Consider the following 25,459-nt stretch of genomic DNA (forward strand, 5'->3'; position numbering starts at 1 on the left):
TTTTATTATTAAGAATTATATTTAAAAAATAAAGAATATATATCATTAATTAAGGAGTAGACAAAGATGGAAAAATATATTGATTTTCAAAATGTAAAAAAATTATATCAAATGGGAGAAGTGAAGATTGAAGCTCTGTCTGGAGCAAGTTTTTCCATTGATAAAGGGGAGTTTGTTGTTATAGCAGGAGCTAGTGGTGCTGGTAAAAGTACAATATTAAATATATTAGGAGGTATGGATATAGCAACATCTGGAAAAGTCATTGTAGATTCTAAAGAAATAACATCCTTTACTAATAAGGAACTTATAACTTATAGAAGACATGATATAGGTTTTGTATTCCAATTTTATAATTTAGTTCAAAATTTAACTGCCATAGAAAATGTGGAATTAGCAACTCAAATATGTAACAATCCATTAGATACTGAAGAGGTATTAGAGGCTGTAGGTCTTAGTCATAGAAAGGGAAATTTTCCAGCCCAGCTATCAGGTGGAGAACAACAAAGAGTAGCCATAGCTCGTGCTTTGGCTAAAAATCCTAAGTTGCTTTTATGTGATGAGCCAACAGGAGCTTTAGACTATAATACAGGAAAAGCTATTTTAAAATTACTTCAGGATACTTGTAGAAATATGGGAATGACAGTAGTTGTAATAACTCATAATCTAGCAATAACTCCCATGGGAGACAAGGTTATTAAAGTTAAAAATGGAATGATAGAAAGTCAAGTAAAAAACCAAAATCCAACTCCAGTAGAAAGGATTGAATGGTAGTGAAAAAATCTGCATTAATAAAAGATATGATAAGGGATATTAGGAAGTCCATAGGTAGATTTATATCTATTGTCGCTATTATTACATTAGGAGTTGCATTTTTTTCAGGAGTAAAAGTTTCTCCAAAAGTTATGGAATATACAGCTGATAGATATTATGATGATTATAATTTAATGGATATAAGAATATTATCTACTTTAGGATTAACAGATGATGATTTAAAGGAAATAAGTAAAACTGAGGGTATAAAAGAAAGCATAGGGACTTATGTCATAGATACCTTGGCAGAATATGATGAAAAAGAAGTGGTAATTAGACTTCATGGAATTGATTCCTTTAATAAGATAAATGATGTAAAATTAATAAAAGGAAGATTACCAGAAAAAATTGATGAATGTGTAATTGAAGCAGGAAAGGATAATTCTACAAGAGTTCCTATAGGCTCTAAAGTTAAGCTTTTTTCAGGTAAAGAAGAAGAACTGTCTGAGACCTTAGAGAATACAGAATTTATAGTAGTAGGTGCTGTTCAAACTCCATACTATTTATCATTTGAAAAGGGAAGCAGTAATATTGGAAATGGTCAAGTAAGAGATTTTATTATGATTCCTAAAGAAAATTTTAAATTAGATGTATATACAGATATTTTACTTACTGTGGAAGATGCTAAGAATTTAAATTCCTATGATAAAGAATATTTTGATATAGTTAATCCAGTTACAGATAAAATAAAAGATTTAGCTAAAATAAGAGAAAAGATTAGATATGAGGAAATTCTAATAGATGCGCAGGAAGAATTAGAAGAAGGCAAAAGAGAATATTTTGATGAGAAAGCAGATGCTAACAAGAAGTTGGAAGAGGCTTTAGAGGAATTGAAAGATGCAAAGAAAGAAATAGATAATGGAGAAAAACAGCTTAAAGCTAATGAATTAAAATTTAAATTATCTATAAAGGAAGGTAAAGAAAAAGTAGAACAGGCAGAAAAAGAATTATTAAAAGGTGAAGAAGAATATGAAAAAGGTCTTGAAACTTTTAATGAAAATAAAATATTAGCAGAGAAAGGCTTTTTACAGGCTGAAAATGAAATAAAAAAGGGAGAAGAAAGCATATCTCTTTTAGAAAAACAAATATCACAAATTAATAATAATTTAGAAAATCCTTTAATTACACAGGAAGAAAAAGAAAAGTTACTCGTAGAATTACAAACTGCAAAAGGAACTTTACAAGGGGTAAAGGCAGCAGTTGAAAATGGTAGGACAGAGTTAGCAAGAAATAAAGAGAAGGTTTTAAATGCAGAAAAGGAACTTAAAAAGACTAAAGAACTATTAAATTCATCAAAAAAAAGAATTGAAACTGAAAAATTAAGCCTTAAAAAAGGAGAAGAAGAAGGTATTTTGGAAATAGCAAAAGTTAGAGAAAAATTAGAAAGAGGAAAAAAGGATTTAATAGAAGCAGAAAAAGAATATAATGATTCTAAAGAAAAAGCTGAAAAGGAATTTGAAGATGCTTGGAAAAAAATACAAGAAGGTGAAAATGATTTAAAGAAAATTGAAAAAGCTAAATGGTATGTGTTAGATAGAAAGTCACATTACTCTTATGTAGACTATGGTGGAGCTGCTGATAGAATAAATGCCATATCTCAAGTTTTTCCAGTTTTCTTTGCTTTAGTTGCAGCCTTAGTATGTCTAACTACTATGACAAGAATGGTAGATGAACAAAGGACAAATATAGGGACTTTAAAGGCTCTGGGATACAATAAAAGTGATATTGCATTTAAATACATATTCTATGCCTTAACAGCAACTATATTAGGCTGTATAATTGGAATTCTCATAGGGTATACTCTATTTCCAACTATTATATTTAATGCTTATGGAATCATGTATATACTGCCACCTGTAATACTTAAATTCAATGTGGCTTTGGCTGCTTTTATATCTTTAGGAGCCATAGGATTAACTACAATGACTACATTTATTTCTTGTAACAATGAGTTGAAAGACAATCCATCTTCTTTAATGAGACCAAAAGCACCGAGGCTTGGAAAGAGAATACTTCTTGAAAAAATACCTTTTATTTGGAATAGATTTAATTTTAGTTACAAAGTTAGTATTCGAAATATATTTAGATATAAGAGAAGATTTTTTATGACTATATTTGGAATAGCAGGTTGTACAGCTTTGATGCTTACTGCTTTTGGAATAAAGGATTCTATTAAAACTGTAGTAAATAGGCAATTTGGAAATCTATTTACTTATGATGTAACTATAGGATTAGAAGATAATGGAGAAAAACATTTAGAAGAAAATAAAAGCATAATAGATTATGAACTAATTTCCATGGAAAGTGGAACTATTATATTAGATACAATGGAAAAGGATATATCTATAATTACTCCAAAGGACAGAATCAACATAAATAAGTTTATCCATTTGCAAAATCGTAAAGGAGGCAAAGAACTTACTATTGAGGAAAAAGGAGTAGTAATAACTGAACAGATAAGTAGAAGTTTAAATGTATCTGTAGGAGATGAGATAACTTTAATAAATAAAGAAAAAGATGAAGCAAAAGTTAAAGTAACTGGAATTACAGAAAATTATACTTTTAATTATGTATATATATCCCCAGAGTACTATGAGGAGATTTTCAAAATACCAGTAGAATTTAATCAGGCCATTGGAATTTTATCTGATACATCTAAAGAATTCGAATATGAACTATCTAGAGAATTAATAAAGAAGGAAGGAATAAGTAGCATAAGCTTTAATACTTCAATTAGAGATAATTTTGAAGATACTATTCGAAGTCTAAATTATGTAGTAATAGTTATGATTATTTCAGCAGGAGCCTTGGCATTTGTAGTTTTATATAATTTAACTAATGTGAATATATCTGAAAGAATAAGGGAAATTGCAACTATAAAGGTTTTAGGCTTTTATGATAATGAGGTATCAGTCTATATATATAGAGAAAATACTATACTGACTATTATGGGGGCTTTAACAGGACTTATAATGGGAATATTTTTGCATAGATTTATAATGACAACAGTTGAAATGGAGAATATAATGTTTGGGCTTAAATTAGAATGGAAGAGTTATATTTTCTCTATATCATTAACTTTAATTTTTGCAATTCTTGTGAACTTTGCGATGTATTATAAACTTAAAAAAGTAGAAATGGTAGAATCCTTAAAATCAGTGGATTAGAAGATTGTAAGTAAATGATGAATAATGTCTTTAATGTAACATTAAAAGCATAATAAAAGTTTTAAATAATTAATATTTGAAAAATAAAACCCTGATAAACTGTAGTTTAGTTTTTTAGGGTTTTATTTTTTTATAAAAATTTTTTAAAAGTCCAAGTTATGACAAAATATTACATAAAAGTTTTGTATAATAGGTTTTGAGTTTATTTTAACAAGAACTAGGAGGAAATAAGAGTAATGGAAAGTATAAAATATACATTATTGGATTTTAAAAGTGAAAGTAAGGTGAAAAAAGTTTTAAGGTATATCTTTATTTTGGGATTATCCATGTATTTAGGTTATAAAGATTTTGAAATATATCATTTATTTATAGAGTTAGCAGGGTCTATAATTAGCTTCTTAATGGCAATTATAGCCTTAAATACTTATAAAACTAATCAAGATAATAGAATAATATTTTTAGGTATGGCTTTTGGATTCGTTGCTTGTTTTGATTTGATTCATTTAATTACATATGAAGAAATAGGTATAATAGGACACAATACATATAATATTTCGTTACAATTACTAATAGTATCAAGCTATATGAAAAGTTTATCTTTTTTAATTTCTATTATATTTTTGAATAAAAAGATTGATATTAGATATGGGTTCTTTATATATTTGACTATTTCAATATTGTTATTTATATCCATATTATATTTAGGTATTTTTCCAGATTGTTTTATAGAAGAAGTAGGATTTACACCTTTTAAAAAAATAAGTCAATATATAATTTGTGGAATCTTGTTATTAAGGATTATATATTTTTTAAAGACAAGCTCTAAAGATTTAGATATCACCAATAGACATATTATTTATTCATTAGTTATAATGATTACCTCTGAATTTATTTTTATAATTAATAATGATTCTCAAGGATTATTATCAATTATAGGGCATATATTTAAATTTTTATCTCTTTATTTAATTTATAAGGCAATAGTTCGAACGGGTATACAGGAGCCTAATTTGAATTTAATTGAATTAAATATACTTCTAGATAGAAAAAATGGGAATTTAGAAAATTTAGTACACAAACTTAGACTAAAATGTGAGGAAATGAAAAGATTAGAAACAGAGAATTCAAAGAAGAAGGAAATTCTAGATGCTATATTAGAGGCATCGGACAATGGTATTTTAGTAATAGGAGATGATAATAAAGTTATTCATGCCAATAGACTGCTTATGGAAATATGGGATATTTCACGAGAGACAATTTATAATGGTGATTATTGTGAATTAGGTTTAGTTGCAAAACAACAATTGAAGTATTCAGAAGAAATAAGGCTTTTTGCCAAAGAATTAGGAAATAAAAAGGATTTTAATATTTGTGACCTACATTTAAAAGATGGAAGAGTTATAGAAGCTTCTGTACTTCCCTTTATAGAAAAAGGAGTACCTACTGGAAGAATAATCAGCTTTAGAGATATTACTCAAAAAAATAAGGTTATAGAATTACAGAAACAAATAGAAATAAAACAAGCATTATTACAAAAAGCAAAAGAAGTAGATGAAATGAAAAATAACTTCTTTTCTACAATATCCCATGAATTTAGAACTCCTTTGAATATTATACTGGGAGTAACTCAACTATTTCCGTTTAATGATAATATGGAAATGAATATAGATAGGGGTACAGTCAATAAATATATTAAAATGATAAAGCAAAATTCCTATAGGTTAATTAAACTTTCTAACAATCTTATAGATATTACAAAGATTGATGCTGGGTTTATGAAGATGAATTTTGAAAACTATAATATCGTTTCCATTATAGAAGATATTACATTATCTGTTGTAGAGTATAGTAAAACTAAAGGCATATCTATAGTATTTGATACAGAAATAGAAGAGCGGATAATGGCATGTGATGCGGATAAGTTGGAAAGGGTTATGTTAAACTTACTGTCAAATTCAGTGAAGTATGTAGAACCTGGTGGAAAAATTGAAGTAAGTATTAAAGAAAAAAATAACATGGTTTTAATAGAGGTAAAAGATAACGGTGTAGGAATTCCCAAGGAAATGACAGAAATAATATTTGATAGATTTAAACAAGTAGACTCAACTCTAAGGAGAAAAAAAGAAGGAAGTGGTATAGGTTTATCAATAGTAAAATCAATGGTCGAATTACATGGTGGAAGTATATATCTAGATAGTGAAGTAAATAAGGGAAGTACCTTTACTATTAGCTTGCCAATATATGAAGTAGATATTAATAATATAAATTCCACTGAATGTATGTCTAGGGAAATAAATGTGGATAAAATAAACATAGAGTTTTCTGATATATATGAGTTAAGTAGAGAATATTAACATAAATTTTATTGATGGTAATTATATCAAAAACTTTGATACAAAATAAACTTACAGAATAGTCTAAATATTTGTTTACTTTATTGCCTAAACATAGTATAATCAATTAAACTCATCAATATAATATAAAAAAGTTGTAAGGAGGTATATTATGGAAGATAAAAGTAAAGTTCAAGAAAGAGAATCTTGGGGTTCAAGTTTTGGCTTTATTATGGCAGCAGCAGGTTCGGCTGTAGGTTTAGGGAATCTATGGAAATTCCCATATCTGGCAGGAAAAAATGGTGGTGCTGTGTTTGTTGTAACATATTTACTAATGGTTATATTGATTGGATTTACTATGATGTTAGGTGAAATGATAATTGGTAGAAAGACACAATTAGATCCTTATGGGGCATATAAAAAACTTAATAAAAATTGGGGATTTTTAGGTTCGATTGGAATTGTAACTGCATTTTTAATTTTATCTTATTATAGTGTTGTAGGTGGATGGGTAATAAAATATATCATAGCTACCTTAATGGGAGGAATTGGTGTCGATAAGGCAGCATATTTTAATGGATTTATAGGTGCTCCAATAGAGCCTCTAATTTATCATGGAATATTTATGATATTAACTGTAGCAATAGTATTTAAGGGAATATCTGGTGGAATAGAAAAGGCAAGCAAAATTATGATGCCTGCACTTTTTATCATGCTTATAATAGTTGCCATAAGATCAGTTACTCTTAAAGGTGCTTCTCAAGGACTTGCTTATTATTTAAAGCCTGATTTTAGTAAATTTAATGGAAGGGTTCTTGTAGATGCTTTAGGGCAGGTCTTTTTTTCTTTAAGTTTAGGTATGGGAGCTTTAATTACCTATGGTAGTTATCTAAAGGGTGATGAAGACTTAGAGAAAAATGCCTTAATAATACCTGGGTTAGATACAGCAGTAGCGTTATTAGCAGGGTTTGCTGTTCTGCCTGCAGTATTTGCTTTTGGGTTTGAACCTAGTCAAGGACCTGGACTTATGTTTGTAACTTTACCAGCAGTATTTGAAGCTATGCCTTTTGGAGCAGTATTTGGTGTAATTTTCTTTATTTTAGTATTTTTTGCAGCTATTACTTCAGCGATTTCTCTGCTGGAGGTATCAACAGCTTACTGTATAGATCAGCTTAAATGGTCAAGAAATAAATCTGTTACTATAGTTTCATCTATTATGTTTGTAATAGGAATTTTTGCTTCTCTATCTATGGGTGTTTTATCAGATTTTAATATTCCTATATTAAATTTAGGAATATTTGATGCCTTGGATTTTATTACTTCTAATGTATTAATGCCTATTGGTGGCTTACTAATGGCTATATTTTTAGGATATGTATGGGGTGTTGATGAAGCTATAAAAGAAGTAAAGAAAAGTCCAAATGTAAAATTCAAGCTTGAAAAACTTTGGATAGTATTAATAAAATATGTAGCACCAGTTGCAATATTCATAGTACTTCTCAGTTCATTAGGATTCCTAGATAGATGGTTAGGTAATTAAATTAGTATTAGTGAAGAAAATTTAAAAATATTATAAAACTAACATAAAAAACTTCTTTAGAGAGAAGATATTATTAAGTGGAGTTAAAACTAGATTTATAATAATCTAAAGGAGGATAAATTATGTTATTTAACAATATTAGTGAAAGACGAATTGTAAAAGATGGACTTCATAAATCAGTGCTAGAGATGACAGCTGAAGATTATAACAAATTATATAATAATCAATATAATGAAAAGATTGCTGAAGAAATTATAAATCGTCATTTAGAAAGAAGAGGAGATGATGGTAGAGCAACTAATATTCAAATCCAACACGATGATAATAGCAATATAGTAAGGATTTATGCAAATATTGACTATTTAGGAAATGACCACACAACATATGGAATACATTAAAATATAAGGATGCTTTGGCATCCTTATATTTATTAAGAGGTATTTTAAATAAATTATACAAAATTCTGTTTAAATATTGTATAATGTACAATGGATAGTTCTTTTATATTTAAAGCATAAATTGGAGGTAATAAATGATAAAATTTTGGCAGAATAAAAGATTTTTAAAGGATATGTTGATAAATGCAATTCCAATTGCATTACAAAATCTAATAACTTCGTCCTTAAATATGGTAGATACATTGATGATATCAGAACTTGGCAAATCAAGTATAGCAGCAGTAGGTTTAGCTAATCAGCTATTCTTTTTTTATTCCCTGATTATTTTTGGAATCAACAGTGGAACATCTATTTTTATTTCTCAATATTGGGGTAAAAAAGATACAGAAAATATTAAAAAAGTATTAGGATTATCCATTACTCTAAGTGCTATTGCAGGTTTGTTCTTTACAATAATAGCATTATTTTTTCCTGAAACAGTAATGAGGTTTTTCATAAAAGAACCTATGGTAGTTAAATTAGGAAGTGATTATCTTAGGATAGTATCTTTATCTTACATAATAACGGGAGTATCTTTTGCATATAGTATAGCATCTAGAAGTATAGGACGCCCTAATATGCCTATGATAGTAGCTGGAGTTTCTTTTATAACAAATACTATTTTTAACTATTTACTTATTTTCGGTAAATTTGGTTTTCCAGTATTAGGTGTAAAAGGTGCTGCCTATGGAACATTAATTGCTAGGATAGTTGAAATTTTACTTATACTTTATTTTGTATATAAAGATATAGAACCTCTAGCCGCTAAATTAAGTGAATTAACCACATGGACAAAGGATTTTGTTAAGAGATATTTAATAACTATATCTCCTGTAATAGTAAATGAAGCATTTTGGGCATTGGGACAAGTTATGTATTCAGTAGCCTATGCAAGAATTGGAGAAGAAGCTACAGCAGCAGTTCAAGTTTCAAGTACTATTCAAAATGTATTTTTTGTATTAGTAAGGGGACTAGCTAATGCTTGCACTATTATGGTAGGTAATAAAATTGGTGCAGGAGACGAGGATGAATCCTATGACTATGCAATTCAATTTTTAGCTATGTCTACAGTAGCTGGATTAGTATTGGGAGGAATCTTAGTCTTAACTCCAGATTTAACATTGAAATTATTTAGAAATTTAGATGCTGATGTATATGATTTGTCTAAAAAATTAATAATGATTGGTGGTATGTTTTATTTCATTAGAACCTTTAATGCAACCTTAATTGTAGGAGTTCTTAGGGGTGGAGGAGATACTAATTTCTCTATGTATCTTGAAATGGGAGCAGTATGGCTTATCGGTGTGCCTTTAGCGTTTATGGGTGTATTATTATTTAAAATGCCTGTTTACATGGTATTCATTTTAGTGTCCTTTGAAGAAATAGTTAAGGCAATTATAGGTTTACCAAGAATAAAGTCAAAAAGATGGATTAAAAATATTACATAAAACTAGCTTAATGCTAGTTTTTATTGTAACCATTACAAATTTATAAAAGGAGTTGATTATTTATGAAGAAATATAGAAAGCATTTCGAAATACCCTATTATGAATCAGATAAGAATGGAAGGTTAAGACAAGTATCTTTACTAGAATATCTAGGTGAAACATCAGGAGAACATACTGATTATTTGGGATTTAATTCTGAAGATATTAAGGAACTAAATTGTGCATGGATGTTAAATAGATGGAAGGTTAAAGTTCTTAGGTATCCAAAGGTAAAAGAAAAAATAATTATAGAAACCTGGACATCAAAAATGGATAGATTTTATGCCAATAGAGAATTTAAAATATATGATGAGGAAAATAATGAAATAGGAAGGGCTTCTACTGTATGGATATTTATTGATATGAATAAAAAGAAACCCGTAAGAATTCCTACTATATTATTTGAAAAAGTTAATCTTGTTGAAGAGATAAATTTTGAGGATTTCTATGATTTTAAAAAAACAATAGATATAAAAGATACTCTAGATTTTCATGTGAGAAAATCTGATATTGATTATAATAACCATGTAAATAATACTAAATATCTTTCATGGGTATTGGAAACTATTCCTGAAGATATTTATGAAAATTGTCAATTAAGTGAATTTGAATTATTATATAAAAAAGAAGCAGTATATGGAAACACAATATTGGCAGGAATTAATATATTAAATGAGAAAAACCATGAGAAAGATTTTATTCATAAGATTATGGATATTGATACAAATGAAATTCATGCATTAGGGATGACTAGATGGATAGAGATAAAATAAAAAAGTCCGATTTTTGAAGTTATACCTCAAAAATCGGACTTTTTTATTAAATCAATTATCCTCCAAAATCTACTTTTATTATCTTACCATTTTCATCTAAACTCATTTTTGTAACCTTAGTTAGCTTTGGAACATTATCAATTTTAGAACATTCCAGCATATGATATACCTTAGAAGTATCTCCAGTTTCTTTATAAACTTGTCGAAGTAGTTTTAGAAGAGAATAAGGATGCTCTGGTTCTTTTAAAGTTACAAAGGATGTATTTGGTTTTGACATGGCTTCAGCAATTAATTTTTCAAAATCCAAATTATCTAATCCAGGTATTAGATAATACTCTACATCATTGTTTAAATCCTCGAATCCTTTTACCTGAACAGAATTAAAATTACTTTTTGCTACAGCCATTAAGGCTGCCATTAAAGGTCTTATCCCAGCTGATCTATGACCAGATACTATAACAGATTCTTTCCTTTGAATAGCCTCATCAATATAATTACCTTCAGCTTCAGTCATAAATCCTTGACTTACATATTTTTGAATCATTGAATTCATTTAAAACTCTCCTTTATCTATTAAATTTAATTAATGAACTTAACTCAACTATTTACATCAATATGATAACATTAAAAGCTCTGAAAATAAAGTTTTGTTATAATTTAAACAAGATTCTAACTTTATTCTATATAATTTTACCCAATTTAATGATAAAATAAATAAAGTAAGCTAAAATAATTATTAATTGAAGAATTGAATTAAGGAGGAAATAAGTTTGAAAGTAGAAATGAATATACGAAAAAACATTGCTCTTATTGCCCATGATAATAAAAAAGAGGATTTAATAAATTGGGTAAAAGAAAATAAAGATAAATTGTCAGAACACTTTTTATGTGGAACTGGAACAACAGCAAAGAGAATAAGTGAAAGTACTGGATTAGAAGTTAGAGGATTTAGATCTGGTCCCCTTGGAGGAGATCAACAAATAGGTTCACGTATTGTTGAGGGAGATATTGATATGATGATTTTTTTCTGGGATCCGTTGGAAGCCCAGCCTCATGATCCTGACGTAAAAGCACTTTTGAGAATAGCAGTATTATATGATATCCCAGTTGCAAATAATAAATCATCTGCTAATTATATAATATCTTCTCCAATTATGAGTTCTAAGTATGAAAGAGAAATCGTTAATTTTAGTAAGTCACAAAAGTAAAATAAAATAAAATTTATAAAATTTTAAAAATATGAATAAATTTCAATAAAAAATCATATAAATATAGTTGCAATCTAAGTTATAGTATGGTAATATTAGGTTGTAGCTTTAATTCGGAAGTAAATAATCGATACACAATAATTTCTATAGGTAGCATATTTTATCTGCATATAGTAAAGAAATTTTATTGTTAGTATTTTTACAAAAGAATTAAAGAAATAAAATTTCGGAGGTATATGCAATGAAAGGTACAGTAAAATGGTTTAACGCAGAAAAAGGATTTGGATTTATTACTACTGAAGAAGGAAACGATGTATTCGCTCACTTCTCACAAATCAACAAAGATGGTTTCAAAACTTTAGAAGAAGGCCAAGAAGTTGAATTCAACGTTGTAGAAGGCGCTAAAGGATTACAAGCTGAGAATATAACTATTATCTAGTAAAACGGATACCTATACCCCTTAAAGATTATCTTTAAGGGGTTTTCTGTGTTGACAACAAAAAAACTATATGTTACCTTTAGTAAGATGGTATTTTTAAAATAGACAAAAGGAGAATAGATTATGAGCGAAAAAAAAGTTCTTGCAGTAGTAAATGAAAAAGAAATAACTGAGGATACTGTACTTAAATTCCTTAATGATTTAGGACCTCAAATGGCAATGCAATTTCAATCACCAGAAGGTATGAAAAGAGTAGTAGATGAATTAATAAATCAAGAAGTAATGTACTTAGATGCAAAAGAAAGTAAATTGGACTCAGACGAAAATTTCATAAAAGAATTAGAAAGAGTTAAAGAAGGATTATTAAAACAATACGCGTTAAATCAGCTATTATCTGGCATATCAGTAACAGAAGGTGAAGCCTTAGAATTTTATAATGAAAATAAAGAAAACTTTAAAAAACCTGAAACTGTAGTTGCTAGTCATATCTTAGTGGAAGAGGAAGAAAAAGCAAAAGAGATAATAAAAGAAATAGAGAACGGTATGTCTTTTGAAGATGCTGCAAAGAACTATTCAACTTGTCCTTCTAAGGCACAAGGTGGCAATTTAGGAGAATTTGGAAGAGGTCAAATGGTTCCTGAATTTGAAGATGCTGCTTTTAATATGGAAGTAGATAGTATTTCAGAACCAGTAAAAACACAATTCGGTTATCATATAATCAAGTTAATAAATAAAAATGCGGAAGGATTGAGTTCCTTTGATGAAATAAAAGATCAAGTAACTCAACAGGTTTTAGGTACAAAACAGCAACAAGCTTATATAAATAAGACAAATGAACTAAAACAAAAATATGAAGTAAAAAATAATATGTAGAGATTTTAAAGAGAGATTTTAATCTCTCTTTTTTTATGTAAAATTATAGGATTTTTTTAGAACCATATCATATAATATCCAGTAAATGTTTTTTTCAGAAAATTTAGGGAATATATGAATTGTAACTAGTTTAAAAAATATGGAGGTGTTATTTTGTTAAGACAGAAATTTTCAAAACATTTTATGAAACAAAAAATGATGAGAACAGTTATTGTATCTTTAATTCCATTAATATTTTCATCAATATACTTTTTTGGATGGAGAACACTAATACTCTTAGGCATTGTGACTATTGCTGGATTAACAACTGAATGGATTTTTGCAAAAAGATACAATAGGAAGGTTTCGGAAGCAATATTTGTCAGCTGTATTTTATATACCATGACTTTGCCACCTGCTACTCCATATTGGATAGCTATAATAGGGATTATATTTGGTATTATATTTGGGAAAGAAGTATTTGGAGGCTTTGGAAAAAATGTATTTAATCCTGCCTTAGTAGCCAGAGCATTTGTATATGTATGTTTCCCAGCACCTCTGACCATAGAATGGTCAAAGTCAGCATTAGGATTTCCAGGAGGGTTTAGCACTTATATTACTGAAGGTGTAGAGGCAGTTTCACAAGCTACTCCAATGCTATTATTTAGAGATACAGGAAAAATGGCTTCTTTAATGGATTTATTAATAGGAAATGTATCTGGGTCAATAGGAGAAACCTCATCAATACTAATTATTCTTGCAGGAGTCTACTTAGTATATAAAAAGGTAGCTTCTTGGCAGATAATGACAGGAGTTTTAGTTGGATTCACAGGACTAAGCAGTATTCTTTATTTATTAGGAAATAGCCAGATTCCAAGCCCAATATTTGGAGTTCTAGCAGGTGGATTATTATTTGGTGCTGTATTTATGGCTACAGATCCAATTTCTGCTCCAAAAACAAAAGAAGGTAAATGGATATATGGAATTCTTATAGGAGTAATTACAGTAGTCATCAGGGGATATGCACTGTTTGCTGGTGGAATGATGTTTGCAATACTTATAGCAAATACATTTGCTCCCATAATAGACGAAGGAGTCAATGCTTATAAAAAGCATAAGAAGGAATCTAAAGCAAAGAAAGAAGAGGTGGCAATATGAAAAAATCTTTTAGTTTTCCAATAATATTTATGGTTGTTATCACCGCTTTCTTTACTTTTATATTGGCTTTTCTAAACTATAGCACTGCTGATAAAATTGCATTTAACCAAGAACTAGAACTAAATAAAAAATTACTTTATATTTTTGATATAGAGTCATTATCTGAAGAACCAGAAGACATACATCAAGCCTTTATGGATAATATAGGGTCTATATCCTTTGAAGGAGAGGATTTATATGTATACTATGGAGATAATGAACAGATTTTAGGATATGCTGTGCCAATAAATGGCTCTGGACTATGGGGAAGCATAGAAGGCTATGTTGGAGTTTCAGCAGATTATTCTAAGATATTAGGGTTAGAGTTTATTTCCCATAGTGAAACACCAGGCTTAGGTGGAAGAATATCTGAGGATTGGTATAAGGAACAATTTAGAGGGATAGATTTAACTAAAACTACAGATGGAAACTATATTATATATAAACCTTTAGCAGGTGGAAACGTAGATGCTATAGCAGGGGCCACCTTGACATCAAAATCTGTAAGTAAACTTTTGAATGAGGACTTAGAAGAATTTATGAAAAAAGGGGTGAATAAATAATGAAGGGAGATAGTCCAAAAAAGATATTTAAAATGGGACTTTGGGAAGACAATCCAGTATTAGTGCAAATAATTGGTATATGCTCAGCTTTAGCAGTAACTAACCTTATGTTAAATTCATTAATTATGGGAGTTGGTCTAATATTTGTTACAGCACTATCATCATTTACTGTATCTATACTTAGGAATTACACACCAAAACACATTAGAATGATGGTTCAAGTACTTATAATAGCCGCCTATGTAATCATAGTAGATATTTTCCTAAAAGCTTATATGCCAGAAATGAGCAAGGCATTAGGACCATATGTAGGTTTGATTATTACAAATTGTATAATTATGGGTAGGGCAGAAGCTTATGCACAGAAGAATCCACCTATTCCCTCATTTTTAGATGGAGTAGCCTCTGGTCTAGGTTATACTTTAGTTCTTTTAGTTATAGCTTTCATTAGAGAGCTATTAGGCTTTGGAACAATTTTTGGTATTCAAGTTTTAGGAGAGTGGTGGACCCCTTGGACTATAATGATTATGCCACCAGCTGCATTTTTCATATTGGCAGTTGTTATATGGATTACAAAAACTATTCAAGAGAAAGAGAAAGATAATAAGAAAGGTCAGGTGGCTAACTTATGATAGAACTTAATCCTTTTGTTATATTCTTTGCAGCAATTTTTACAAACAATATGATATTTAGTAACTTTTTAGGAATGTGTTCTTATATAGCAGTATCAAGAGAAATCCCTACATCTTTAGGACTGGGTCAGGCAGTTACTTTTGTCCTTACTTGTACAACTATAATAAACTATCTTATATATCATTATATATTATTGCCTCTTGGACTAGATTATTTGAGATTTATAGTTTTTATTGTCAGTATAGCAGCTTTTGTACAACTTCTAGAGATGTTTGTGGAAAGATACCTTCCTAATTTATATTATGCACTAGGTATATTTTTACCTCTTATAACTGTAAATTGTGCTATATTAGGAGTTTCGTTATTTATGATAATTCGTGATTATAATTTCCTTCAATCCATAGGATTTAGTATTGGGTCTGGAATTGGATGGACATTGGCAATAGTTGCATTGGCAGGAATTCGTCAGAAATTAAAGAAAGCTTCAATACCTAAGGGACTTGAAGGACCTGGTATAACTTTAATCATTACTGGTTTAATGGCTTTAGCTTTCATAGGTTTTTCAGGTATTGTTCAAATCCAATAGGAGGGAAATATATGAATGAAATAATTATAACAACCATATCCATTACAGGAATATCGGCTATATTTGCTTTTCTGCTTACTCTTGCCGATAGAACAATAGGAAATTATGGAGAAATAGAGTTAAATATAAATGATGATAAAGACTATATAGTTCAGGGAGGTTCCTCACTTTTATCTACTTTAATAGATGAAAAGATATTTATTCCATCAGCTTGTGGAGGTAAAGGTACTTGTGGATATTGTAAAGTAAAAGTGCTAGAAGGTGGTGGTCCAGTACTTCCTACTGAGATTCCATTTTTAACTGAAGAGGAACTAAATAACCATGTAAGGCTTTCATGCCAATGTAAAGTAAAAGACAAAATTAAAATTGAGATACCTGAAGAATTATTTAATGTTAAAGAATATTTTGCTGAAGTAGAAGTTTTGGAGGATATGACTTCTGTAATTAAGAGAGTGAGAGTCAGATTACCAGAAGGAGAGGAAATAAAATTTAAGCCAGGGCAGTTTATTCAACTGAAAGCACCTTTATATGAAGGTAATGACGAAGAAGTTTATAGAGCCTATTCAATAGCTTCTGCTGCAGGAGATAAAAATAATATAGAACTATTTATAGGATATGTACCAGGTGGAAAATGTACTACTTATGTTCATAAACATTTAAAAGTAGGAGATACAGTACAAATAAATGGACCATATGGAGACTTTTATTTTGATGATGAGAGTAATCGAGAAGTTATATTAGTTGCAGCAGGTACAGGCATCGCTCCTATACTTTCCATACTTAAACATATGAGAGAAAAAAATATAAACAGAAAGGCTAGATTTTACTTTGGTGCTAAAACTCCAGATGATTTATTTTTGCTGGACTACTTTAAGGAATTGGAAGAAGAATTATATGATTTTAAATTTATACCAACTCTATCAAGGGTAACAGAAGAGCATAATTGGACTGGAGAAACAGGTAGAGTTAATAATGCCATAGATAAATATTTAACAGACTCAGAAAATAAAGAAGCCTACCTTTGTGGCAATGAAAAAATGATAGCTACTATGGTAGAAGCTCTTATGGACAAAGGTATACCTGAAGAATTAATATACTTTGATAAATTTGATTAAGAGAAATCCTAGTGATTTCTCTTTTTATGGACTACTTTAAGAAAAAATATGATATAATTATACTGAAGTATAATCAATACATAAAAAATCCTTAGGGGGACGAGGCATGAAGCTTGAGTTATTTGACTTTATAGACGAAACCTTAGAACTGATAGAAAAAAGAAAGGAGAGTATTGAGAAGGTTGCAAATTCTTTAGAAAAGTTTTTTACTGATAGCTTTTTTATACAGGATCATTTTTTAAATGTTAGCTATAGAATAAAATCACCAGAGAGTTTAAGAGAAAAGATATTGCGTCATAATTTCTACATAAAGTATAAGACTCCAGAAAACCTATTGGACAATTTATCAGATTTAATAGGGTTCAGAGTAGAGTGTAGATTTATCGAAGATGAGGACAAGATTTATAGAGATATAATGAAGTTATTTAATATAAAATGTAAAGATGGTTTTTATACAAACTGTCTTAATTCAAATATTATGTTGCAATTAGAAGATAAACAGCCACAGAAACAAAAAAATGGATTTGAAATATATAAAATTGATGGTAAGTATTGTAAAGATGGAGTATGTATTAACTTTGAGTTACAAATAAAATCTTTAGTAAATGTTTTCTGGGGAGAAATTGACCATAGAGTATTGTATAAAAATTTCAACTATATGTTAACAGAAGACTTTTTTAGAGATATAATGTCTTCAATAAAAGACAATTTATCCATGATTGACAGGCAATTAATGCTTGTGTATAATCATTTAAATGGAATGGATGCCAGCAACTCATTGACGAAAAGAATTCAATTACAAGCATTGTTATCAAAGATTATTCATGATATTTATATAGTTAAAATAAGACAGGAAATAGGATTTGTATTAGACTTCAAAAAATCTACAGATGTTATTGTAAACTATATATTTATGAAAGGTGGATTAGAAGAGTCTGAACATTATAGTACCAACTTTTTAAGAGTGTTAAATAGATTAAATGAAATAGGAAAAAATCATATATCATTTAATAGATACATGAACTTTGAAAGAGAAATTTTTTTCAATGATGATTTTACAAGAAAAATAGGAAATAGTATTCTAGAAATAATAAATAAAGATTTTAGGTGGAATTTATTTTTTAGAATAATATTTGAAATAGAGGAAGGAAATAATGCAGAAGATTTTGAAGGGTTTTTAATATTTGTTAGATATAGATTTCATGAAAACTTAATGTTGATTTTGGAAAATAAAGATTTCATTGATGAAGAAAAAGAAGAAATTCTTCACTGTATATTGAATACAATAGCAACTAATTTTTGTAAAGATTTAGATGTTGATTTTTTAAGTGATTGTAGTATCAAGAAATTAAACAATACCATAGGAAAAGCTTTTGAAAACATAGAAAGCTTTAATGATTGGATAGAGAATAAAGAAAAATTAATTGATATGATATTAAAACATGACTTTTAAAGTATTTGAAAGAATTTCAAATACTTTTTTTTCTAATTGGGTAAAGATATAGTACACCATAAATATTAGGAGTTGATATAATGAAAGTCTTTGGAAGAATAAAATCCACCTTATGGAATATACAAAAAAGTATTAAGAGATTTCCTATAACCATAGGAATTTCTACAATTTTGGCTATATTTCTAATATATTTAAATGAGAGCCATTTGGCATGGGAGACAAAAGAAAAACTAGACCAAATAACTTTAGTGTTAGGATTAGGAATTCCTTTATCTTTATTTATTAGTCTAGGTATAGAGCGATTTTTTGAAAAAAATAAATTAGTCTCAACAATTCTATATTGTGTTGGAGCTGGATTTTTATTATTGTATTATTTTATATTTTTAGAGGATAATAATACTGCAGAGATTTCCAGATATATAGGTACTATGATATTTTGTATTTTAGGATTTTTATATATTTCAAGGATTGGAAAGAATAAGGATTATGAGTACTATATAATGGATATATACTATAGTTTCGTCTTAACCTTTGTATATTCATTTGTGCTTTACTTTGGCTTATCAGCAATCTTTTTTACTATTGACCAGTTATTTGATGCTAATGTTCCAGTAGAGTTATATTATTATATGTTTTTAATCGTATTCTTTATATTTGCAATATCATTATTTTTATCAAAGTTACCTTATGTGGATACCCAATATGAAGAAATAGAATATGGAAAACCTTTAACCATATTACTAACTTATATAGTAATTCCTTTAATAACTATTTATACTATAATACTATATATATACTTTGGTAAAATACTTTTAACTAGAATATGGCCAAGAGGGTTAGTATCACATTTGGTACTTTGGTATTCAACTATATCAGTTGGAGTTATATTCTTAATAACTCCAATACTAGATGAAAATAAAATTGCAAATACATTTAAAACCTTTTTTCCTAAAATAATAATTCCCATTATATTGATGATGTATATATCTATATATCAAAGGGTAAATCAATATGGAATAACAGAAAATAGGTACTATTTAATAGTATTAGGATTGTGGGTACTAGGTATAATGATATATTTTGCAGTGAAAAAACCTTTGAAAAATATTGTTATACCAATTAGTTTGTCTGTAATAATGTTGAATTCCGTATATGGACCTTTTAGTAGTTTTGCCATATCTAAATATAGTCAAAATAAAAGATTTGAAAATATATTAAAAAGAAATCATATGATTTCAAATGGTAATATAGTATTAAGTCCAGATATAACTAAGGACGATAAAAAAGAAATAAATAATATACTAAGTTATTTTAATACAAACCATAGTATCCAAGATATAAAGGTTTTACCTAAGGATTTTAGTTTTGATAAAATGGAAAATGTATTTGGATTTAAATATAATGCTTATATGCCATATGAAAACAATAGGTATTTTTACTTTGGAATTTATGGAAATAGAGAGCCTATAGATATAAAAGGATTTGATTATTATATAAATATAGAATATTGGAATGAAGACAAAATAGAAACTGGAGGATTAACTTTACAGTTTAATAAAACAAAAAATGTATTAACTATTTCTAAAGATGATAGAATTATATTGGAACAGGGTATAATGGAATTTGTAAAAGATATATATAATAAACAAGCATCTAAAGAGGAAGATAAAGAAAAGTCTATGGTTTCCTATAAAGATACAACATATAACGTTTCCATAAGAGATAGTATAGACAATATAGACCTTAAATTTATATTTACCAATATAAGTGGAAGAATAGATGATCAAGATTTATTGGAAATTGATAATGTAGAATTTATATTACTAATTTCAAATAAACAATAAGTTGAAAAATATATACCCTGTTTTTTAAAAAGAATTAGTATATAATACTATTTATTATAGGTAAATTATATTATAATATAGATTGGAGGTATTAAAATGAAAGAAATATATTTAGCAGGCGGATGTTTTTGGGGTGTAGAGGAATATATGTCTAGATTAGACGGAGTAGTAGATACTGAAGTTGGATATGCCAATGGAACAAAAGAAAATCCAACCTATCAAGAGGTTTGTACAGGGATTACAGGTCATACTGAAACAACCTATATAAAATATAATGAAAATATAATTTCTTTAGAACAGTTATTAAATAAGTTTTGGAAAATAATAGATCCAACTGTATCCAATAGACAAGGACCAGATATCGGAAATCAATATAGAACTGGAATTTACTATATAGATAAAGAGGATTTAGATATTATAAATAAAACATTGGAAGAACAACAAAAGAAGTATGATAAGCCCATAGTAACAGAAATTATGCCACTGAAAATTTTCTTTAATGCAGAAGAATATCATCAAGACTATTTAAAGAAAAACCCTGGTGGATATTGTCATATAGATTTAAGTAAATAAAAGGAATCCCTTAGGGGATTCTTTTAATGTGCATGGAGATGAAGATATGAAAAAATTCAAAAAAGTATATATAGAAATAACTAATGTTTGTAATCTGCAATGTGAATTTTGTCCTACAACCAATAGACATAATAGATTTATTGAAATAGATGAATTCTATCATATCCTTGATGAAGTAAAGGGTTTTACAGACTATTTATATTTTCATGTAAAGGGAGAACCTTTATTGCATCCTGATATAGATAAATTATTGGATATATCCTATGACAAAGGTTTTAAAGTCAATATAACCACCAATGGAACTCTGCTTTCAAAAGTGGGAGATAAATTATTAAACAAACCATCCCTTAGACAGATTAATATTTCCCTCCATAGCTTTGATGGAAATAATGGAATGGAAAATAAAGATGATTATTTAGATAATATATTTAGCTTTATTAAGTCTACTAAAAATAACAAAGATATAATAATAGCTTTAAGACTTTGGAACTTGACAGAGGATAATGTATTTAATAAAGAAATAAATAAAAACAAAGAAATATTGGATAGAATTCAATTGGAATTTAATCTTCCTTTTAAAATTGAAGATATAATAAATCCACAAAAGGGATTTAAAATAAAAGACAGAATATATTTAAATCAAGACTTTGAATTTATATGGCCAGATTTAAATAATGAAGACTTTGGAAGTGAAGGATATTGTTATGGTTTAAGAAATCAAATAGGTATACTGGTAGATGGAACAGTGATTCCCTGCTGTTTAGACGGGGAAGGAAAAATTCCTTTAGGGAATATCTATAATGAGTCATTAAATCAAATATTATCCAGTACTAGAGCTAGAAATATATATGAAGGATTTTCTAAAAGAGTAATAGTAGAAGAAATGTGTAGAAAATGCGGTTATAGAATAAGATTTAATTTATGAAGAAAATTTAAGATGTTTATTTATGGTTTAAAGATTGACACAAGATATAGTGGTTTGGTAAAATTAAGTAACGATATATAGAAAAAGAGGGGGATTTAAGTGATTACTAAAATAAAAAAAAGGGATGGAAGGGAAGTTCCTTTTAATGTGGAGAAAATCTCTAATGCAATATTCAAAGCTGCACAGGCAGCAGGTGGATATGATTATAATACTTCAATGGCATTGGCAGAAAAGGTGATTATACTAACTAATGAAAAATATAGTGGAAAAACACCAGGTGTAGAGGATATACAAGATATAGTAGAAAAAGTTCTGATTGAATCGGGACACGCTAAAACTGCTAAAGAGTACATATTATATAGAGCAGATAGAAATAAAGTGAGAGAAATGAATACTAGACTAATGAAAGTATTTGAAGATTTAACTTTTAAAGATGCTAAAGATGTGGATATAAAAAGAGAAAATGCCAACATAGATGGAGATACTCCTATGGGAACTATGTTAAAATATGGCTCTGAATCAGCTAAACAATTTTACGACTTGTTTGTTTTAAATCCAGCACACTCAAGAGCTCATAAATCAGGGGAAATTCATATACATGATTTAGATTTTCTTACATTAACAACTACCTGCTGTCAAATAGATTTAATAGAATTATTTAAAAATGGCTTTAGTACAGGTCATGGATTTTTAAGAGAACCTAGAGATATACATTCATATGCAGCACTAGCTTGTATTGCTATACAGTCAAATCAAAATGACCAACATGGAGGACAATCCATACCTAATTTTGATTATGCCATGTCCTTTGGGGTAAAGAAGACTTATATTAAACAATATAGACAAAATTTAAGAAAATCTATTGAGATACTAGTAGAAGATGTGGATTTAGACGAAAACCTTGATAATGTATTTAGTATCCTTGAAGAAGAATATAACCTAGTTCCAACTTTAAGTAACAATGAAGAATATCTATTAAAGGAAGCAGAATATTTAAAAGAATTACTAAATGATGATGAAATAGTGGATAAAGTACAAAGGTTTACTGAAAAGAATAGTTATAAAGATACAGATAGAAGAACTTTTCAAGCTATGGAAGCTTTGATTCATAACCTTAACACTATGCACTCTAGAGCAGGAGCTCAAATACCATTTAGCTCAATAAATTATGGAACAGATACATCAGTAGAAGGAAGAATGGTAATTAAAAATTTACTATTAACAACAGAAGAAGGACTAGGAAATGGAGAAACACCTATATTTCCAATACAGATTTTTAAGGTAAAAGAAGGTATTAACTATAATAAAGAGGATATAAACTATGACTTATTTAAACTATCTTGTAAAGTAAGTGCTAAAAGATTGTTTCCAAACTTCTCATTTATAGATGCACCTTTTAATCTTAAATATTATAAGGAAGGTCATCCAGAAACAGAAATAGCCTATATGGGTTGTAGAACTAGGGTAATAGGAAATGTATATGATCCATCTAGGGAAATTGTAAATGGAAGAGGTAATTTAAGCTTTACAACTATTAACTTACCACGAATAGGCCTTGAAAATAGGGGTAATATAAATAGTTTTTATAAGAAATTAGATGAAACTATAGATTTAGTTATAGAACAGCTAATAGAAAGGTTTGAAATCCAAGCAAGTAAAAAAGTAAGTAACTTCCCGTTTCTAATGGGACAAAGAATTTGGATGGACTCAGATAAATTAACTAGAGATGACAATATAAGAGAAGTGCTAAAACATGGAACATTATCAATTGGTTTTATAGGATTAGCAGAATGTTTAAAAGCACTAATCGGCAGTCATCATGGTGAAAGTAAGGAAGCACAAACATTAGGATTAGATATAATTAAACATATGAGAGCCAGAATGGATGATATTAGTAAACAATATAAAATGAATTTTACTTTAATTGGAACACCTGCTGAAGGAACGTCAGGTAGATTTGTAAAAATGGATAGGGAAAGATTTGGAAGTTTAGAAGGTATAACAGATAGAGAATATTATACAAATAGTTTCCATGTACCAGTTTATTATAAGACTAAGGCTATAGATAAAATAAATATAGAAGCTCCTTACCATGAATTGACTAATGCAGGACATATAACATATGTAGAAATAGATGGAGATCCATCTCAAAACTTAGAAGCTTTCGAGAGAATTGTTAAAGCCATGAAGGAAGCTGGAATTGGCTATGGTTCTATTAATCACCCTGTAGACAGAGATCCTGTATGTGGTTATACAGGAATTATAGGAGATACATGTCCTCAATGTGGGAGAGAAGAAGGCAATATTAAATTTGAAAGAATTAGACGTATTACTGGATACTTAGTAGGAACTCTTGATAGGTTTAATGATGCTAAAAAAGCAGAAGAAAGAGATAGAGTAAAACATTTTTCTTGTTCCAAATAAGGGGTAGTAATTATGGATAAAATAAGAATAGCAGGAATAGAAGAGGAATCCATTGTAGATGGTCCAGGAATTAGATTAGTGGTGTTTACCCAAGGATGTAAACATAACTGTGTTGGATGTCATAATCCTAGTACCCACTCTTTTAATGGAGGGAGCTTAATAGAAGTAGATAATATAGTAAAAATGGTGAAGGAAAATTCTCTGCTAGATGGTATTACTCTCAGTGGAGGAGAACCCTTTGAACAAGCATTGGAGTGTAGTATCTTAGCTAGAAAAGTTAAAAGCCTTGGATTAAGTGTAGTAACATATACTGGATATACTTTTGAACAAATGCTTAAAAATAAAAAGTTTAGGGAGTTGCTATTGCAGACAGATATTTTAATAGATGGCAAATTCGACATATCAAAAAAATCTATGATGTTACAGTTTAGGGGTTCAACAAATCAAAGAATAATAGACGTTAAGAAATATTTAGGGTAGCTATAAATGGAATTTAGTATTATTTATAAAGAGAGAGTGCTTATGAGGTGAAATAGATATGTTTAAATTAGATGGAATAAAAGATATGAACCAAGAAGAAAGAATGCGATATATGATTCTTCTTGTAAAAGGGCAGCTTAGTTCAGAACAGGATGATTTAGCAAATATTTCAAATATAACAGGCATAATAATGGCATGTGCAGATAGATTGAATTGGGCGGGGTTTTATATATTAAGGGACAATGAATTGGTTTTAGGACCATTCCAGGGGCTTCCAGCTTGTAATAGAATAAGTATGGGAAAGGGAGTTTGTGGAAAAGCAGTGGAGACTAGAGAAACTCAATTAGTACCAGATGTACACTTGTTCCCAGGACATATTGCTTGTGATAGTCAGTCTAATTCAGAACTTGTTATACCAATAATAAAGAATAATAGAGTCTATGGAGTACTGGATTTAGATAGTCCAGAAAAAAATAGATTTACAGAACTAGAGGAAAAATATTTTACTAATCTTGTAGAATTATTAAATCAAAATATAAATTGGGAAAAAATATAGTTAAATAAAAGATTTAATGTAAGTTTAAGAATTATAAATTATGGTAAAGATTATAATACTATAT

Annotated in this window: 23 protein-coding genes; 22 read left to right on the plus strand and 1 reads right to left on the minus strand. The window is 28.6% G+C overall.

The features are described from left to right. Positions 1 to 66 precede the first annotated feature (66 nt). From KQI41_RS07870 to KQI41_RS07900, 7 genes are all read left to right on the plus strand, one after another. Entirely contained in the window at positions 67 to 771 is a 705-nt protein-coding gene (locus tag KQI41_RS07870) for an ABC transporter ATP-binding protein (protein ID WP_154441816.1), read from the plus strand. Further along, positions 771 to 3,977, plus strand: a complete 3,207-nt coding sequence (locus KQI41_RS19270; RefSeq protein ID WP_195838020.1) for an FtsX-like permease family protein — start codon at positions 771 to 773, stop codon at positions 3,975 to 3,977. Before KQI41_RS07870 ends, KQI41_RS19270 begins: the two co-directional genes overlap by 1 nt. 236 nt (positions 3,978 to 4,213) lie before the next feature. Continuing rightward, positions 4,214 to 6,331, plus strand: a complete 2,118-nt coding sequence (locus KQI41_RS07880) for an MASE3 domain-containing sensor histidine kinase (protein ID WP_154441812.1) — start codon at positions 4,214 to 4,216, stop codon at positions 6,329 to 6,331. 151 nt (positions 6,332 to 6,482) lie between these two features. Beyond that, positions 6,483 to 7,850: a sodium-dependent transporter gene (locus tag KQI41_RS07885; protein WP_154441810.1), complete on the plus strand. Its 1,368-nt coding sequence runs from the start codon at positions 6,483 to 6,485 to the stop codon at positions 7,848 to 7,850. 122 nt (positions 7,851 to 7,972) lie between these two features. Next, positions 7,973 to 8,248, plus strand: a complete 276-nt coding sequence (locus tag KQI41_RS07890; RefSeq protein WP_154441808.1) for a hypothetical protein — start codon at positions 7,973 to 7,975, stop codon at positions 8,246 to 8,248. A 134-nt stretch (positions 8,249 to 8,382) separates the two neighbouring features. Further along, on the plus strand, positions 8,383 to 9,735 hold the full coding sequence (locus tag KQI41_RS07895) for an MATE family efflux transporter (RefSeq protein WP_216585126.1): 1,353 nt from the start codon (positions 8,383 to 8,385) through the stop codon (positions 9,733 to 9,735). A gap of 62 nt (positions 9,736 to 9,797) precedes the next feature. Continuing rightward, positions 9,798 to 10,547: an acyl-[acyl-carrier-protein] thioesterase gene (locus KQI41_RS07900; protein WP_154441804.1), complete on the plus strand. Its 750-nt coding sequence runs from the start codon at positions 9,798 to 9,800 to the stop codon at positions 10,545 to 10,547. 55 nt (positions 10,548 to 10,602) lie between these two features. Here the strand turns inward: KQI41_RS07900 and KQI41_RS07905 are convergent, their stop codons facing one another. Beyond that, positions 10,603 to 11,100, minus strand: coding sequence for a hypothetical protein (locus KQI41_RS07905; RefSeq protein ID WP_154441802.1), 498 nt, complete (start codon positions 11,098 to 11,100; stop codon positions 10,603 to 10,605). Between the two features lie 217 nt (positions 11,101 to 11,317). Here KQI41_RS07905 and KQI41_RS07910 point away from each other — a divergent pair, with 217 nt between their 5' ends. From KQI41_RS07910 to KQI41_RS07980, 15 genes are all read left to right on the plus strand, one after another. After that, entirely contained in the window at positions 11,318 to 11,755 is a 438-nt protein-coding gene (locus tag KQI41_RS07910; RefSeq protein WP_342366192.1) for a methylglyoxal synthase, read from the plus strand. Between the two features lie 241 nt (positions 11,756 to 11,996). Then, the gene (locus KQI41_RS07915; protein ID WP_154441800.1) at positions 11,997 to 12,194 is read left to right on the plus strand and encodes a cold shock domain-containing protein; all 198 of its coding nucleotides are present in this window, start codon (positions 11,997 to 11,999) and stop codon (positions 12,192 to 12,194) included. Between the two features lie 123 nt (positions 12,195 to 12,317). After that, positions 12,318 to 13,067 (plus strand): peptidylprolyl isomerase, encoded by a 750-nt coding sequence (locus tag KQI41_RS07920; RefSeq protein ID WP_154441798.1) that lies wholly within the window; start codon positions 12,318 to 12,320, stop codon positions 13,065 to 13,067. Positions 13,068 to 13,220: 153 nt separating this feature from the next. Continuing rightward, complete coding sequence (locus KQI41_RS07925) at positions 13,221 to 14,204, plus strand: RnfABCDGE type electron transport complex subunit D (RefSeq protein ID WP_229768579.1); 984 nt, start codon at positions 13,221 to 13,223, stop codon at positions 14,202 to 14,204. Continuing rightward, positions 14,201 to 14,806 carry an RnfABCDGE type electron transport complex subunit G gene (locus tag KQI41_RS07930; RefSeq protein ID WP_154440818.1) on the plus strand — a complete coding sequence of 202 codons (606 nt, stop codon included), beginning with the start codon at positions 14,201 to 14,203 and terminating at the stop codon, positions 14,804 to 14,806. The genes KQI41_RS07925 and KQI41_RS07930 overlap by 4 nt, the downstream gene beginning before the upstream one ends. Continuing rightward, positions 14,806 to 15,438 (plus strand): NADH:ubiquinone reductase (Na(+)-transporting) subunit D, encoded by a 633-nt coding sequence (locus KQI41_RS07935; RefSeq protein WP_154440819.1) that lies wholly within the window; start codon positions 14,806 to 14,808, stop codon positions 15,436 to 15,438. Before KQI41_RS07930 ends, KQI41_RS07935 begins: the two co-directional genes overlap by 1 nt. Further along, on the plus strand, positions 15,435 to 16,025 hold the full coding sequence (locus KQI41_RS07940; protein ID WP_154440820.1) for an NADH:ubiquinone reductase (Na(+)-transporting) subunit E: 591 nt from the start codon (positions 15,435 to 15,437) through the stop codon (positions 16,023 to 16,025). Before KQI41_RS07935 ends, KQI41_RS07940 begins: the two co-directional genes overlap by 4 nt. Before the next feature lie 11 nt (positions 16,026 to 16,036). After that, on the plus strand, positions 16,037 to 17,140 hold the full coding sequence (locus KQI41_RS07945; RefSeq protein ID WP_154440821.1) for an NADH:ubiquinone reductase (Na(+)-transporting) subunit F: 1,104 nt from the start codon (positions 16,037 to 16,039) through the stop codon (positions 17,138 to 17,140). 106 nt (positions 17,141 to 17,246) lie between these two features. After that, entirely contained in the window at positions 17,247 to 18,593 is a 1,347-nt protein-coding gene (locus KQI41_RS07950; protein WP_154440822.1) for a GTP pyrophosphokinase, read from the plus strand. 80 nt (positions 18,594 to 18,673) lie between these two features. Then, positions 18,674 to 20,437, plus strand: coding sequence for a DUF4153 domain-containing protein (locus tag KQI41_RS07955; RefSeq protein ID WP_154440823.1), 1,764 nt, complete (start codon positions 18,674 to 18,676; stop codon positions 20,435 to 20,437). A 96-nt stretch (positions 20,438 to 20,533) separates the two neighbouring features. After that, positions 20,534 to 21,010: a peptide-methionine (S)-S-oxide reductase MsrA gene (gene msrA / locus KQI41_RS07960; RefSeq protein WP_154440824.1), complete on the plus strand. Its 477-nt coding sequence runs from the start codon at positions 20,534 to 20,536 to the stop codon at positions 21,008 to 21,010. Positions 21,011 to 21,056: 46 nt separating this feature from the next. Further along, the gene (locus KQI41_RS07965; RefSeq protein WP_154440825.1) at positions 21,057 to 21,935 is read left to right on the plus strand and encodes a radical SAM/SPASM domain-containing protein; all 879 of its coding nucleotides are present in this window, start codon (positions 21,057 to 21,059) and stop codon (positions 21,933 to 21,935) included. Between the two features lie 99 nt (positions 21,936 to 22,034). Further along, positions 22,035 to 24,359, plus strand: a complete 2,325-nt coding sequence (locus KQI41_RS07970; RefSeq protein ID WP_216585127.1) for an anaerobic ribonucleoside triphosphate reductase — start codon at positions 22,035 to 22,037, stop codon at positions 24,357 to 24,359. 12 nt (positions 24,360 to 24,371) lie between these two features. After that, positions 24,372 to 24,839 (plus strand): anaerobic ribonucleoside-triphosphate reductase activating protein, encoded by a 468-nt coding sequence (nrdG, locus tag KQI41_RS07975; protein WP_154440826.1) that lies wholly within the window; start codon positions 24,372 to 24,374, stop codon positions 24,837 to 24,839. A gap of 58 nt (positions 24,840 to 24,897) precedes the next feature. Next, positions 24,898 to 25,395, plus strand: a complete 498-nt coding sequence (locus KQI41_RS07980) for a GAF domain-containing protein (protein ID WP_154440827.1) — start codon at positions 24,898 to 24,900, stop codon at positions 25,393 to 25,395. Positions 25,396 to 25,459: the final 64 nt, after the last annotated feature.

Origin of the sequence: Tissierella pigra (assembly GCF_018917845.1) — a bacterium.
In the GTDB taxonomy this organism is placed as follows: domain Bacteria; phylum Bacillota; class Clostridia; order Tissierellales; family Tissierellaceae; genus Tissierella; species Tissierella pigra.